Source organism: Bradyrhizobium sp. BR 1433 (genome assembly GCF_051547665.1).
In the GTDB taxonomy this organism is placed as follows: domain Bacteria; phylum Pseudomonadota; class Alphaproteobacteria; order Rhizobiales; family Xanthobacteraceae; genus Bradyrhizobium; species Bradyrhizobium australafricanum.
Genome location: NZ_JBPUGG010000001.1, coordinates 15,836 through 28,949, shown reverse-complemented (window position 1 = coordinate 28,949; position 13,114 = coordinate 15,836). Strand labels below are relative to the sequence as shown.

The following is a 13,114-nucleotide window of genomic DNA, read 5'->3' as shown; positions in this document are numbered from 1 at the left end:
CCTAGAGGAAGGAAGTACCGCAAGGAGGATATCAATATGGCAAGTATTGCACACAGGTTACTGATACTCGCGACCGCCTTGGCCGGCGCGGCGCTTAGCGCACCGGCCGCAGCGCAAAACGAACAATTCATCCCAATTCTGTCTTACCGGACCGGACCGTACGCTGTGAACGGCGCGCCCTACGCAAACGGCGTGGTAGACTACTACAACCTGATCAATGAACGTGACGGCGGCATCAACGGCGTCAGGATTCTGATCGAGGAATGCGAGACGGGTTACGCGACCGACAAGGGAGTGGAGTGTTACGAGCGTCTCAAGAGCAAAGGACCAACCGGCGCGGCCTTCATCAATCCGCTGTCGACCGGGATCACCTTCGCACTCACCGAAAAGACCGCGGCTGACAAGATCCCGATCATTACGATGGGGTATGGCCGTGCCGATTCCAAGAACGGCGCGGTGTTCGCATATAATTTTCCATTGCTCGGCACGTATTGGTCCGCGGCCGACATCGCGATCCAGCACGTCGCCAAGGAACTCGGCGGCTTCGACAAGCTGAAAGGCAGGAAGATTTCGCTGCTGTACCATGACAGCCCCTACGGCAAAGAGCCAATTCCGATGCTGCAGGTGCTGGCGCAGAAGTACGGCTTTGAGTTCACGCCGATTCCCGTCACGCATCCCGGCGTCGAGCAGAAGTCGCAATGGCTGGCGATCCGCCAGCACCGGCCGGACTATGTCCTGGTCTGGGGCTGGGGCGTCATGAACAGCACGGCCATCAAGGAGGCCGCCGCCGTCGCCTATCCGCGCGACAAGATGATCGGTGTTTGGTGGTCAGGCGCGGAGCCGGATGTGACGCCGGCGGGCGATCAGGCCAGCGGTTACAAATCGTTGATGCTTCAGCATGGCGCAGGAAAATTCCCCGTGCACGCCGACATAGAGAAGTACGTCTACGCCAAGGGAAAGGGTTCGACAGAACCTGGCAAGATCGGCGAGGTTCTCTACAACCGAGGTATGGTGAATGCCATGCTCGGCGTCGAGGCGATCCGCAAGGCGCAGGAAAAATTCGGCAAGCAACCGCTGACGGGCGAGCAGGTCCGTTGGGGGCTTGAGAACCTCGTACTCACCGATGCACGAATCAAGGAGCTCGGCTTCGAGGGCATGTTGAAGCCGGTCAGCATTTCCTGCTCCGACCACGAAGGCGCGCGCTACGGGCGGGTCCAGCAATGGGATGGCAAGGGTTGGAAAGTGATCTCCGACTGGTACACGGCTGACGAATCGCTGATCGAACCGCTCGTCGCCGATGTGTCCGCGAAGTATGCCGCGGAGAAGAAGATCAAGCCGCGCGACTGCGCGAAGGAAACCTGACCCGTGCGAGTGATCCGGGAGGCAGGATTGCCTGCTCCCGGATCCCAGCCCTTGCAGCGTTTGGAGGTCTGCGCATGTCAAGCGCCAAGGTCGTCACCGCTGCGACGGAAGCGGCAGCGCTGATCCTATCGGTCAACAATATCGAGGTTGTCTACGATCACGTCATTCTCGTGTTGAAGGGCGTCTCGCTGGAGGTCCCGCGAGGCGGCATTGTTGCGCTTCTCGGCGCCAACGGCGCCGGCAAGACGACGACGCTGAAGGCGGTCTCCAATCTGCTGCACGCAGAGCGCGGCGAGGTCACCAAGGGCTCGATCCTGTTCAACGGCGTCGAGGTGAAGTCCCTGTCGCCAAACGAGGTGGTGCGACGCGGCTGCATCCAGGTGATGGAGGGGCGGCGCGCCTTCCCTCATCTGACGGTCGAGGAGAACATCCTGACCGGCGCCTTTACACGGACGGACGGCAAGCTCGCGATCGCGCAGGACCTTGAACGTGTCTACGCTTATTTCCCCCGCCTCAAAGAGCGACGCAGTTCGACCGCCGGCTATACGTCGGGCGGCGAACAGCAGATGTGCGTGATTGGCCGCGCGCTGATGTCACGCCCGAACATGATCCTGCTCGACGAACCATCGATGGGCCTCGCGCCGCAGATCGTTCGAAGAGATCTTCGAGATCGTGAAGGATCTCAACGCCAGGGAAGGTGTGTCGTTTCTGCTCGCCGAGCAGAACACCAATATGGCGCTCAGATATGCAAGCCACGGCTACATCCTCGAAAACGGCCGCGTGGTGATGGACGGCGAAGCGCACGCGCTCGCCGCAAATGAGGACGTCAAGGAGTTCTATCTTGGCGTCGCCGGAGAGAAGCGAAAATCATACCGCGATGTGAAGCACTACAAGCGACGCAAGCGCTGGCTCGCCTAGCGGATGATGGCGTCCCGGACTTCCGGGACTCCGGGTTCGGCCCTTCGGACCGCCCCGGAATGACGGTGCTTGGGCTTACACCCCGCCCGGATAGTTCGGGGCTTCGCGCGTGATGGTGACGTCATGGACGTGGCTCTCGCGCAGGCCGGCGCCGGTGATGCGGACGAATTCGGCCTTGTCGTGGAAATCCCTGATGTCCTTGGCGCCGACATAGCCCATCGCCGCCCTGAGCCCGCCGGCGAGCTGGTGCATCACATTGCCGACCGGGCCCTTGTAGGGCACCTGGCCCTCGATGCCTTCGGGGACGAGCTTCAGCGTGTCCTTGATGTCCTGCTGGAAGTAGCGGTCGGCCGAGCCGCGCGCCATCGCGCCGACCGAGCCCATGCCGCGATAGGCCTTGTAGGAGCGGCCCTGCCACAGGAAGACTTCGCCCGGCGTCTCGTCGGTGCCGGCGAGCAGCGAGCCGACCATGGCGATGTCGGCACCGGCGGCGAGCGCCTTGGCGAGGTCGCCGGAATATTTGATGCCGCCGTCGGCGATCACGGGCACGTCGGCCTTCTTCGCGGCCGCGACCGCATCCATGATCGCGGTGAGCTGCGGCACGCCGACGCCGGCGACGATGCGCGTGGTGCAGATCGAGCCGGGGCCGATGCCGACCTTGATGCAGTCGGCGCCGGCATCGATCAGCGCCTGCGCGCCGCCCTCGGTCGCGACGTTGCCGGCCACCACCTGCACCGCGTTGGAGAGTCGCTTGATGCGGTTGACGGCGTTGAGCACATGGCGCGAATGGCCGTGCGCGGTATCGACCACGACGACGTCGACGCCGGCATCGATCAGCCGCTCGGTGCGTTCATAGCCGGTCTCGCCGACCGTGGTGGCGGCGGCGACGCGCAGGCGGCCGTGCTCGTCCTTGCAGGCGAGCGGATGGGCGACCGCCTTCTCGATGTCCTTGACGGTGATCAGGCCGACGCAGCGATACTGGTCGTCGACGACGAGCAGCTTCTCGATGCGATGCTTGTGCAGCATCCGCTTCGCCTCGTCCTGGCCGACGCCCTCGCGCACCGTGACGAGGTTCTCGTGCGTCATCAGCTCCGAGACCTTCTGCCGGGGATCGCTGGCGAAGCGCACGTCGCGGTTGGTCAGGATGCCGACCAGCTTGCCCGGCACGTTCTTGGCGGCACCGGTGACGACCGGAATGCCCGAGATGCCGTTCTCCTTCATCAGGGTCAGCGCATCGGCCAGCGTGGCGTCGGGGCCGATGGTCAGCGGATTGACCACCATGCCGGACTCGAACTTCTTGACCTGCCGCACCTGCGCGGCCTGCCCTTCCGGATCGAAGTTGCGGTGGATGACGCCGAGACCGCCGGCCTGCGCCATCGCGATCGCCATGCGCGCCTCGGTGACGGTGTCCATCGCGGACGCCATGATCGGGATGTTGAGCGAGATTGCGCGGGTGACGCGCGAGCGAATATCGACTTCCGAGGGAAGCACGTCGGACAAACCGGGCTTCAGCAGCACATCGTCGAACGTGAAGGCTTCGCGGATAGCCGGAAATCCCGTGGCCATTGCCAACTCCTTTATCTGCGGCCCAGCCGCGATGGTCTTACGGATGAACGCTACCTGCGGCGACGCTCGCTGCGTCACCGTCGAATCGGCGCCCATCGGTGGGGTTGACGCTGGTCGATAGCATGGCGGCATGACGAATCAAAGTGTTTGCCAGCCATGCACAGGCCTTTTTAGGGTCCGGTTCAGGGCGCCCGGTAACCCGGCGGCGGCCCATGGCGGCGGATCGCCTCGACCATTTCGCGATGGCGCCGGTCCTCGCGCTTCATGTGGACCGCGATCACGGCATGGGCCGACGGCACCAGCAGCAACACGTGGAAAAACAGCCCGAAAACCGCGCAAAACACGATCAGGACCAGATTAAAGATGGCCGAAAACGGCTGTCCGTTCAGGAGCAGTCCGATCGGCGGCAAGAGGGCGGCAAGGACGTAGATCACGGCGAACCTTTGGACACGGGCGGATGCATACCAGCGTCACGCAGGATTTAGGGCGTTTGGCCGGTTCCGCAATAGCGTGGCCCTGGGCGGGATGATATGGCCCGCTCGCCCGCCTTTTCAGCACAGCTGTCCTGTTTTGATGAACAAACAACGTCTGATCCCGCTCATCGTGGCCACCGCCCTGTTCATGGAGAACATGGACTCCACGGTGATCGCGACCTCGCTGCCCGCGATCGCCGCCGATATCGGCACCAGCCCGCTGACGCTGAAATTGGCCATCACCTCCTACCTGCTGTCGCTCGCGGTGTTCATCCCGGCCAGCGGCTGGACCGCGGACCGCTTCGGCGCCCGCATCGTGTTTGCCGGCGCCGTCGGCGTGTTCATGCTGGGCTCGATCGGCTGCGCACTGTCGTCCTCGGTGACCGATTTCGTGTTCGCCCGCATCCTGCAGGGCCTCGGCGGGGCGATGATGACCCCGGTCGGGCGGCTGGTGCTGCTGCGCTCGGTCGACAAGAGTGCGCTGGTCAACGCGATGGCCTGGGTGACGGTCCCGGCGCTGATCGGCCCGGTGATCGGGCCGCCGCTCGGCGGCTTCATCACCACCTATTTCTCCTGGCACTGGATCTTCCTGATCAACATCCCGATCGGGCTGCTCGGCATCTTCCTGGCGCTGAAATACATCGACCCGATCAAGAGCGAGGATCCCGAGCGCTTCGATCTCGTGGGACTGGTGCTGGCCGGGATCGGCCTCGCCGGCATCGCCTTCGGGCTGTCGGTGGCCGGGCTCAATCTGCTGCCGTGGCCGATCGTCGCCGCGCTGGTCGGGGTCGGCACGGTATCGATGACGCTTTACGTCATCCACGCGCGGCGGACCGGCTCGCCGGTGCTCGATTTCGGCTTGCTGCGGCTGCCGACCATGCGCGCGTCGATCGTCGGCGGCTTCATGTTCCGGCTCGGCATCGGCGCGCTACCGTTCCTGCTGCCGCTGTTGATGCAGGTCGGCTTCGGCCTGTCGCCATTCCAGTCCGGTCTCGTCACCTTTGCGTCGGCGGTCGGCGCCATGGGGATGAAGACGCTGGCGGCGCGCATCATCCGCGCCTTCGGCTTCCGCAACATGATGACCGTCAACGCAGTGGTCAGTTCGGCCTTCCTCGCCGCCTGCGCCCTGTTCACGATCTCGACGCCGCTGATGCTGATCTTCACCATCCTGGTGGTCGGCGGCTTCTTCCGCTCGCTGCAATTCACCGCGATCAACACCGTGGCCTATGCCGAGGTCGAGGCGCCGCAGATGAGCCGGGCCACCACCCTGGTCAGCGTCAACCAGCAGCTCGCGGTGTCCGCCGGCGTCGCGGTCGGCGCGTTCTCGGTTGAAACCACGCTGGCGCTGCATCACCAGACCGAACTCTCCGCCGACGTGTTCGCGCCGGCCTTCATCGTGGTCTCGTTGATCTCGGCGGCCTCGGCCTGGTTCTTCTGGCAGATGCCGGCTGAGGCCGGCAACGAGATCGCCGGCCGCAAGGCGATCGACATCTCGAGCCGCAAGGGCGCCGAGAAGCGCGCCGCGACCGAAGCCGTCAAGGTCGCGACCGAGGACACCCAGAACGCGCGCGATCAGCGGCTCGGCTAGTCGATCGAACGAGCCGTTTCCGAGGCACGGACACCGCGAGTCGCCGTCAGGCCAAGACCAAGCCATCAGGGGTGGCCGGTCATTCCGCCTGGCTGTCCTCGATCCGGACGTTCGATCAGTTCGTATGTGGGAACGTGGGTCGCTTCCAGCCACGATTCCAGCGCAGCTCCGCAGACCGTGCAGATCGCATCACCAGTATGCGGCACCAAGAACTTCTCTTCAGTGCGTCGGTACTCGGCGCCGCAATTGCATTGAACAATGGTCGCCATCTGGGAAATATGCGCTTGCGTCGCCCGATTTTCCAGTCCTGCAAGAAACGGCCCCAGTGCGCGAAACCTGACGCTGCACCAAGGCCGCCAACCCAGTTGGGGTTTTCTCCCGGTGGGCTTGGGGGCATTGGCCGGGAGCAAAGGAATCGACTCCGGCCACGCACCGAGGTTCCAAGCAGTCGCGTCGAAATGTCGTGCTGCGCGCCTTCAGATCGGGATGACACCCGACTACCCACCCTCCTGAGGCAAGCGGTCGGGATGTCCAGCCGCATCGGCTGCGCCTCCGCCGCGATCGGTGGCCGAACGCCCCACAGTGCCACCATACGACGGTCGTTTCGTCCCGGAAAAAAATCTCCGCGAGAGTCAGAAAGCGAACGGAAGCTGCACCGCCGATCCTGCATAGTCCTGCTCAAGCGGGCACGCGGTGACCCGGCATCAGCAAAAAAACCAGGTGGAAGGGAGCGCTCCAGCTACGCTTCCCCAGCGTCCGTGCACCGCGAGGCGCCGATTTTCCTTGATTTTGTTTCGCTTGAAAGGATCAGAGCCAGTGAGTGACGTCCAGACGAATGAAGTGAGCGACAATCCGAAAGCCGGCGGCTTCAGCCTGCCCCTGTTCGCGCTGCCCCAGGCCTTTCAGGGCATCGCCGAACAAAATGCGACACGCGCACGGGAGCAGTTCGAGAAGGTCAAGGAAGCCTCGGAGGAAATCTCCGTCCTGCTCAAGGAGGCATATGCGGTCAACGCCAAGGGCGCTGCGGATTACGCAGCCAAGGTGATCGAGATCTCGCATTCCAACGCCAGTTCGGCCCTCGCTTTCATATCCGAACTCGCCGGCGCTAGGTCGCTGTCGGAGGCCATCCAGCTTTCGGCCGATCACGGCCGCAAGAATTTCGAAGCGACGACCGCGCAGAACAAGGAGCTCTGGGAGATCGCGAAGAAAGTCGCGACCGAGACCTCCGAGCCGATCAAGAAGAGCTTTGCAAAGGCCCTGAAAACACCTTCCTGAGGAGCCGCTCCCCCGCTCCCAGGCCGGCTGGAGCAAACGTCTCCAATAGAAGAGGCGGGTCCAGCCGACGGTGCGCGGGACCAGCAATTCCTGACATTGGAGGAGGACCAAGGTGGGCGTCATCATGATCAAATGCCCGCGGACGGGACTTGCGATCAATACCGGCATGAAATCCGACCGCGAGACGTTCCGGTGCAGCACCGTGTTCTTTTCGCGCAGCTATTGCACGAGCTGTCGGACCAATCACGAATGGTTCGCCAGGGACGCGTGGGTGCACGAACCCGAGCACGAATTGCGCAAGGCGTCCTGACACCCGCGTCTGCGTTGCAACCGCATTCAATGGCTTCGTGATCGCTCAGCACCCGCGCCGCGGGTATGTGCATGAACCTTGTCGCCATTGGTCCACGGTCCGGCGTGCGAACGCCGATGTCCGTGTGGCGGCCCGCCGTGACCGGACGACCTGATCCCTTCCGCGGATACGATGCGGTCGATCCTGCCGCGCATGATCTCGTAGCACTCGCAGGCCGCGGTTTCGAGCCGCGGCCTGTCAACCTCGATCGAGCTCCGCCGGTTGGAGCGGATTGCGCCCGAGGCGCGAAGCTTGTGCACGACGTGGGTCACGGTCGTTCGTCGCACGCCCAGCAATTCCGACAGCGTCTCCTGCGTCAACGGCAGCGTGTCGTCGCCGATCTGATCGTGAACCTGCAACAACCACCGGGCCAGACGGGCCTCCACGGAATGGAGCGCATTGCACGCCGCGATATGCTGGAACTGAACCAGCAGCGACCGCATATGGAGCTGCACCGCGCTGCCAAGCGCGTGACTGTGCGCGAGCGCGGCGTGAAATCGTGCCGGCGAAATCTGCCACGTCGTGCCCGCGACGCGAACCACCGCGGTCATCGGCGAGCGTATCGACCTGAGTGTCGACAGGATGCCGGCGGCGCCCTCGTTGCCGATCATTGTCGTCGCAACGGCCTGTCCGTTCGGCATGTCCATAACGAACGCGATCAATGCCGTGCAGGGAAAATAGATCTGTTCGACGAGGTCGCCCGACCGCACCAGCACGGCGTCGCGTTCGAGCGATATCTTGCGGAGATGAGGCGCAAGCAAATCAAGGTCGGCGGGCGGCAAGGCCGCCAGAAGGCGATTACCTATGCTCGACCTGCGTTCCATCACGGAAGAGCTCCGCAAGACGGAGGCGCGGCTCGCTGCACAAACCTGTCATGGCGCCAGGCCGAAACACGCAACGAACTGACCGCGCCGGGAAGATAGAATACGCCGTAACGGAAAGAGTTCCAATGGATTCAGGTCAGCTCGCGACGCGCTCGCGTACCGGGCAGCGCTCCGGCCGGGCCCTATGAGGGATCTGGATTGCCTTCGCGGAGGCTTCGGCGAACGCGTCGCCGCTACGCCCCGCGCAATGACGGCTGTTGCTGCCCGCGAAATCCCGTCGCCAGCACATAGCGCTCCGACGAATCCTGCCGGCTGGCGGCCGGCTTGACGTGGCGGACGGTCGCGAAATCGCGCTTCAGCTGCGCCACCAACTCGGCGTCGGCGCCGCTCTGGAACACCTTTGCCAGGAACGTGCCGCCGGGATTGAGCACCTCGCCGGCGAAATGCGCGGCGGTCTCGACCAGGCCGATGATGCGCAGCTGATCGGTCTTGCGATGGCCGGTGGTGTTGGCGGCCATGTCGGACATCACGATGTCGGCGCGGCCGCCCATCATCGCGATCAGTTTTTCCGGCGCGTCGTGGTCGAGGAAGTCGAGCTGCGCGAAGGTGACGCCGGGAATCTCGCCCATCTCCAGCAGATCGATCGCGACCACCTTGCCCTTGCCGTCGACAGCACCGGTCCGCTTGGCCGCAATCTGGCTCCAGCCGCCGGGCGCCGCGCCGAGGTCGACCACGGTCATGCCCGGCTTGAGCAGACGGTATTTGTCGTCGATCTCGAGCAGCTTGAAAGCTGCGCGGGAGCGGTAGCCCATCGCCTTGGCCTTGGCGACATAGGGATCGTTCAGCTGGCGCTCGAGCCAGAGTTTCGACGACAGCTTGCGCTTGCCGCCGCTCTTGACCGTGACGTGCAGCCGCCCGGTGGTGTCTTTCGCCATACTGCTTCTCTACTCCCTCACCTCGCTCTTGCGGGGAGAGGGTTGGGGTGAGGGACTGTTTCCGCAATGAAGATGAGAGATTGCATTGACATGCAATCCGGCCTCTCCCCGCAAGCGGGGCGAGGCAAGGGAAGCTCTAGCACGCCCGCAGCGCGCCGTCCTCGCGCATCATCTCGACCAGCATGCCCTCGCGCAGGCCGCGATCAGCGACACGGAGCCGCGGCATCGGGAACGCGTTGCGAATCGCATCCAGGATCGCGCAGCCGGCGAGCACCAGATCGGCGCGCTCGACGCTGATGCAGTTGTTGTTGACGCGCGCCTCATAGCTCATGCCGAGCAGCCTCTGGATCGTCGCGGTGACGTCGCAATCGTTCATCCAGATGCCGTCGATGCGGCGGCGGTCGTAGCGCGACAGGTTGAGGAACACGCCCGCGAGCGTGGTCACGGTGCCGGAGGTGCCGAGCATGTGCATGTCGCGCAGATCCTTGCCATGCTCGGCCGCGAACGGCGCAACGTGCCGCGCGACCTCATCGATCATTCGCGCATACATATCCCTGGTGACATTCTTGCCGCCGAAATGTTCGGCCAGCGTGACGACGCCGAGCGGGATCGACATCCACGCCTTGATGCGTGGCGCCGCGTCGGGCGCGTTGGGGTCGCGCTCGATCCGCACCAGCTCGGTCGAGCCGCCGCCGATATCGAACAGGATGGCGCCCCGCCCCTTCGGATCGAGCAGCGGCGAGCAGCCGATCACCGCGAGCGTCGCCTCGGTCTCACGATCGATCACCTCGAGCTTGATGCCGGTCTCGGCCGCCACCCGCGCGCGGAAGCTCTCGGCATTGCCGGCGGCGCGGCAGGCCTCGGTGGCGATCAGGCGGAGCCGGCGCGCCTTGCGATAGCGGATCTTGTCGCTGCAGATGGCCAGTGCGGCAATGGCACGCTCGATCGCGGCCTCGCTGATCGAGCCGGTGGCGGCGATGCCCTCGCCGAGCCTGATGATCCGCGAGAATGAATCGACCACGCGGAACCCGTCGCCGGTGGGACAGGCGATCAACAGCCGGCAATTGTTGGTGCCAAGGTCCAGCGCGGCGTAGACGCCACTTTCCGCCGCTGCCGCAACCAACCCTGGCGGGGCTTCGCTGGCCGGGGGGCCGTCGCAAAGCCGCACATGGTCGTTCATCAAAACTGTCTTTCCGCGGGACCCCAGGGGATCCGTAGGATCCTTTAGGCCCGCCGAATAATTATCGTTCACGGAAACTTTAGCAGCGTCAAAGCCCTACGCAAACTCCGTTCACATTGGGTCCATGCCCAATCGGGCGTTGTCGTTAAGGGGGGTGTGCGTTATCTCCTCAGCGCCCCCAAACTCCAGCAAATCCGGGCATTTCAGGTCATTTTCGATGCAAGATCACACGCCGCCTGCCTCCCTCGAAAACGCTATCGCACTGCAAAAATACGGTGTCGGACAGCCTGTTCGACGAAAGGAGGACGACACCCTGGTGCGCGGCAAGGGCAAATACACCGACGATTTCTCGCTGCCCGGCCAGGCCACTTGCTGGATGGTTCGCTCCTCGCATGCCCATGGAATCATCAAGGGCATCGAGACGGCGGCCGCCAAGGCGATGCCGGGCGTGCTCGGGGTCTGGACCGGCGCCGACCTTGCGGCCGCCGGCTACAACCCCTTCACCTGCGGCCTGCCGCTGAAGAACCGTGACGGCTCCCCGCTCAAGCAGACCAACCGTCCCGCGCTGGTGACCGACAAGGTGCGCTTCGTCGGCGATCCCGTCGCCTTCGTGGTGGCGGAGACCGCGGCGCAGGCGCGCGATGCCGCCGAGGCCGTCGAGGTCGATATCGAGCCGCTGCCCGCGGTGACCGACGCAGCTGAAGCCGCCAGGCCCGGCGCGCCGCAGCTCTACGACGACATCCCCGATAACGTCGCGCTCGACTATCACTATGGCGACGCCGCCAAGATCGAGGCGGCGTTCGCCGGCGCGGCGCACGTCACCAAGCTCGACATCGTCAACACCCGCGTCGCCGTGGTCTCGATGGAGCCGCGCGTCGCCCTCGCCCATTACGACAAGAAAACCGAACGCTTCACGCTGCAGGTGCCGACCCAGGGCGTCTCCGGCAACAAGGCGATCCTGGCACGCCTGCTCAACGTGCCCGCCGACAAGGTCCGCATCCTCACCGGCAATGTCGGCGGCTCGTTCGGGATGAAGAACCTCAACTATCCCGAATACACCTGCATCGCGCATGCTGCGCGTGAACTGGGCCGTCCGGTGAAGTGGCTGGACGAGCGCTCGACCAGCTTCCTCTCCGACAGCCAGGGCCGCGCGCAGCTGATCCATGCCGAGCTCGCGCTCGATGCCGACGGCAAGTTCCTCGCGGTGCGGCTGTCCGGCTACGGCAATCTCGGCGCCTACATCACCGGCGTCGCGCCGGGCCCGCTGTCGCTCAACACCGGCAAGAACCTCGCCAGCGTCTATCGCACGCCGCTGCTCGGCGTCGACATCAAGACGGTCCTGACCAACACCACGCTGATGGGCGCCTATCGCGGCGCCGGCCGGCCCGAGGCCAATTACTACATGGAGCGGCTGATCGATGCGGCCGCCGACGAGATGGGCATCAACCGCTTCACGCTGCGCAAGCGCAACTTCATCAAGCCGTCGCAGCTGCCGTTCCCGGCGGCGTCCGGCGTCACCTATGACAGCGGCGATTTCGCCGGTGTGTTCCAGAAGGCGCTGGAGATCTCCGACTATGAGACCTTCGCCAAGCGCAAGAAGGAGAGCAAGAAGAGCGGCAAGCTGCGCGGTATCGCCGTCGGCTCCTATCTCGAGGTCACCGCGCCGCCGAGCGGCGAGCTCGGCAAGATCAGCTTCGAGCCCGATGGCTCGGTGAAGCTCACCACCGGCACGCTGGATTACGGCCAGGGCCACGCCACGCCGTTCGCGCAGGTGCTGTCTGACCGGCTCGGCGTGCCCTTCGAGAAGATCACCCTCGAACAGGGTGACAGCGATCTGGTGCGCTTCGGCAACGGCACCGGCGGCTCGCGCTCGATCACCGCAACGGGGCAAGCGATCGTCGAGGCCTCGGCGCTCGTCGTCGAGAAGGGCAAGAAGGCGGCCGCGCACATGCTGGAGGCCTCCGAGGCCGACATCGAATTCGGCGCCGGCCGCTTCACCATCGCCGGCACCGACCGCTCGATCGGCATCATGGAGCTCGCCGAGCGGATGCGCGCCGGCAAGATGCCGGAAGGCACGCCGGACACGCTCGACGTCGATCACGCCACCAAGGAGACGGCGTCGACGTTCCCGAACGGCTGCCACGTCGCCGAGGTCGAGATCGATCCCGACACCGGCGTGACGCGGATCGTGCGCTACTCGGCGGTCAACGATTTCGGCGTCGTGGTCAATCCGATGATCGTCGCGGGCCAGCTGCATGGCGGCGTCGCGCAGGGCATCGGCCAGGCGCTGATGGAGGAAGTCAGCTACGACGCATCAGGCCAGCCGATCACCGGCTCGTTCATGGACTACGCGCTGCCGCGCGCCGGCGACGTGCCGTCGATGCTGGTCGGCGATCATCCCTCGCCGGCGAAATCCAACCCGCTCGGCACCAAGGGCTGCGGCGAGGCCGGCTGCGCCGGCAGCCTCGTCTGCATCGTCAACGCCGTGATCGACGCGCTGTCGGAGTACGGCATCAAGCACATCAACATGCCGCTGACGCCCGAACGCGTCTGGCGCGCGATCCACGACGCCAAGGCGAGCGTGGCATAAGGGCTCTCCTGCTCCCTCGCCCCGCTCTTGCGGGGAGAGGGCTGGGGTGAGGGG

At 64.7% G+C, this 13,114-nt stretch carries 10 protein-coding genes and 1 pseudogene; 6 read left to right on the top strand and 5 right to left on the bottom strand.

Annotated elements, in window-relative coordinates; all coding sequences use genetic code 11:
• The first annotated feature begins 36 nt into the window (after nt 1–36).
• Together ACSKB9_RS00125 and ACSKB9_RS00120 are read left to right on the top strand one after the other, a co-directional pair.
• Nucleotides 37–1,362, top strand: coding sequence for an ABC transporter substrate-binding protein (locus ACSKB9_RS00125; protein WP_438070990.1), 1,326 nt, complete (start codon nt 37–39; stop codon nt 1,360–1,362).
• 74 nt (nt 1,363–1,436) lie between these two features.
• A pseudogene (locus ACSKB9_RS00120) lies at nt 1,437–2,280 on the top strand (ABC transporter ATP-binding protein).
• A gap of 75 nt (nt 2,281–2,355) precedes the next feature.
• Here the strand turns inward: ACSKB9_RS00120 and guaB are convergent.
• Complete coding sequence (gene guaB, locus ACSKB9_RS00115) at nt 2,356–3,846, bottom strand: IMP dehydrogenase (RefSeq protein ID WP_028335041.1); 1,491 nt, start codon at nt 3,844–3,846, stop codon at nt 2,356–2,358.
• Between the two features lie 182 nt (nt 3,847–4,028).
• Nucleotides 4,029–4,280 (bottom strand): hypothetical protein, encoded by a 252-nt coding sequence (locus ACSKB9_RS00110; RefSeq protein WP_018271177.1) that lies wholly within the window; start codon nt 4,278–4,280, stop codon nt 4,029–4,031.
• 139 nt (nt 4,281–4,419) lie between these two features.
• On the opposite strand from ACSKB9_RS00110, the gene ACSKB9_RS00105 reads away from it, so the two are divergent.
• The 3 genes from ACSKB9_RS00105 (at nt 4,420) to ACSKB9_RS00095 (ending at nt 7,492) form a co-directional block, all read left to right on the top strand.
• Nucleotides 4,420–5,907, top strand: a complete 1,488-nt coding sequence (locus ACSKB9_RS00105) for a DHA2 family efflux MFS transporter permease subunit (RefSeq protein ID WP_028344675.1) — start codon at nt 4,420–4,422, stop codon at nt 5,905–5,907.
• A gap of 693 nt (nt 5,908–6,600) precedes the next feature.
• On the top strand, nt 6,601–7,182 hold the full coding sequence (locus ACSKB9_RS00100; protein WP_253609096.1) for a phasin: 582 nt from the start codon (nt 6,601–6,603) through the stop codon (nt 7,180–7,182).
• A gap of 112 nt (nt 7,183–7,294) precedes the next feature.
• Entirely contained in the window at nt 7,295–7,492 is a 198-nt protein-coding gene (locus ACSKB9_RS00095; RefSeq protein ID WP_438070987.1) for a hypothetical protein, read from the top strand.
• A 26-nt stretch (nt 7,493–7,518) separates the two neighbouring features.
• On the opposite strand, the gene ACSKB9_RS00090 is transcribed toward ACSKB9_RS00095, so the two are convergent.
• The 3 genes from ACSKB9_RS00090 to ACSKB9_RS00080 form a co-directional block, all read right to left on the bottom strand.
• A complete protein-coding gene (locus tag ACSKB9_RS00090) occupies nt 7,519–8,355 on the bottom strand; it encodes a Crp/Fnr family transcriptional regulator (RefSeq protein WP_438079991.1) in 837 nt (278 codons plus the stop codon).
• A gap of 233 nt (nt 8,356–8,588) precedes the next feature.
• Complete coding sequence (locus tag ACSKB9_RS00085) at nt 8,589–9,290, bottom strand: RlmE family RNA methyltransferase (RefSeq protein WP_438070985.1); 702 nt, start codon at nt 9,288–9,290, stop codon at nt 8,589–8,591.
• A 136-nt stretch (nt 9,291–9,426) separates the two neighbouring features.
• Nucleotides 9,427–10,470, bottom strand: a complete 1,044-nt coding sequence (locus ACSKB9_RS00080) for a Ppx/GppA phosphatase family protein (RefSeq protein ID WP_225159181.1) — start codon at nt 10,468–10,470, stop codon at nt 9,427–9,429.
• Between the two features lie 217 nt (nt 10,471–10,687).
• On the opposite strand from ACSKB9_RS00080, the gene ACSKB9_RS00075 reads away from it, so the two are divergent.
• Nucleotides 10,688–13,060 (top strand): xanthine dehydrogenase family protein molybdopterin-binding subunit, encoded by a 2,373-nt coding sequence (locus ACSKB9_RS00075; RefSeq protein ID WP_438070983.1) that lies wholly within the window; start codon nt 10,688–10,690, stop codon nt 13,058–13,060.
• The last annotated feature ends 54 nt before the right edge of the window (nt 13,061–13,114 follow it).

Bases quoted from the DNA above. Each gene is read 5' to 3' on its own strand.
- ACSKB9_RS00080 (WP_225159181.1), bottom strand. From the start codon at position 10,470: ATGAACGACCATGTGCGGCTTTGCGACGGCCCCCCGGCCAGCGAAGCC.
- ACSKB9_RS00085 (WP_438070985.1), bottom strand. From the start codon at position 9,290: ATGGCGAAAGACACCACCGGGCGGCTGCACGTCACGGTCAAGAGCGGC.
- ACSKB9_RS00090 (WP_438079991.1), bottom strand. From the start codon at position 8,355: ATGGAACGCAGGTCGAGCATAGGTAATCGCCTTCTGGCGGCCTTGCCG.
- ACSKB9_RS00125 (WP_438070990.1), top strand. From the start codon at position 37: ATGGCAAGTATTGCACACAGGTTACTGATACTCGCGACCGCCTTGGCC.
- ACSKB9_RS00105 (WP_028344675.1), top strand. From the start codon at position 4,420: ATGAACAAACAACGTCTGATCCCGCTCATCGTGGCCACCGCCCTGTTC.
- ACSKB9_RS00075 (WP_438070983.1), top strand. From the start codon at position 10,688: ATGCAAGATCACACGCCGCCTGCCTCCCTCGAAAACGCTATCGCACTG.
- guaB (WP_028335041.1), bottom strand. From the start codon at position 3,846: ATGGCCACGGGATTTCCGGCTATCCGCGAAGCCTTCACGTTCGACGAT.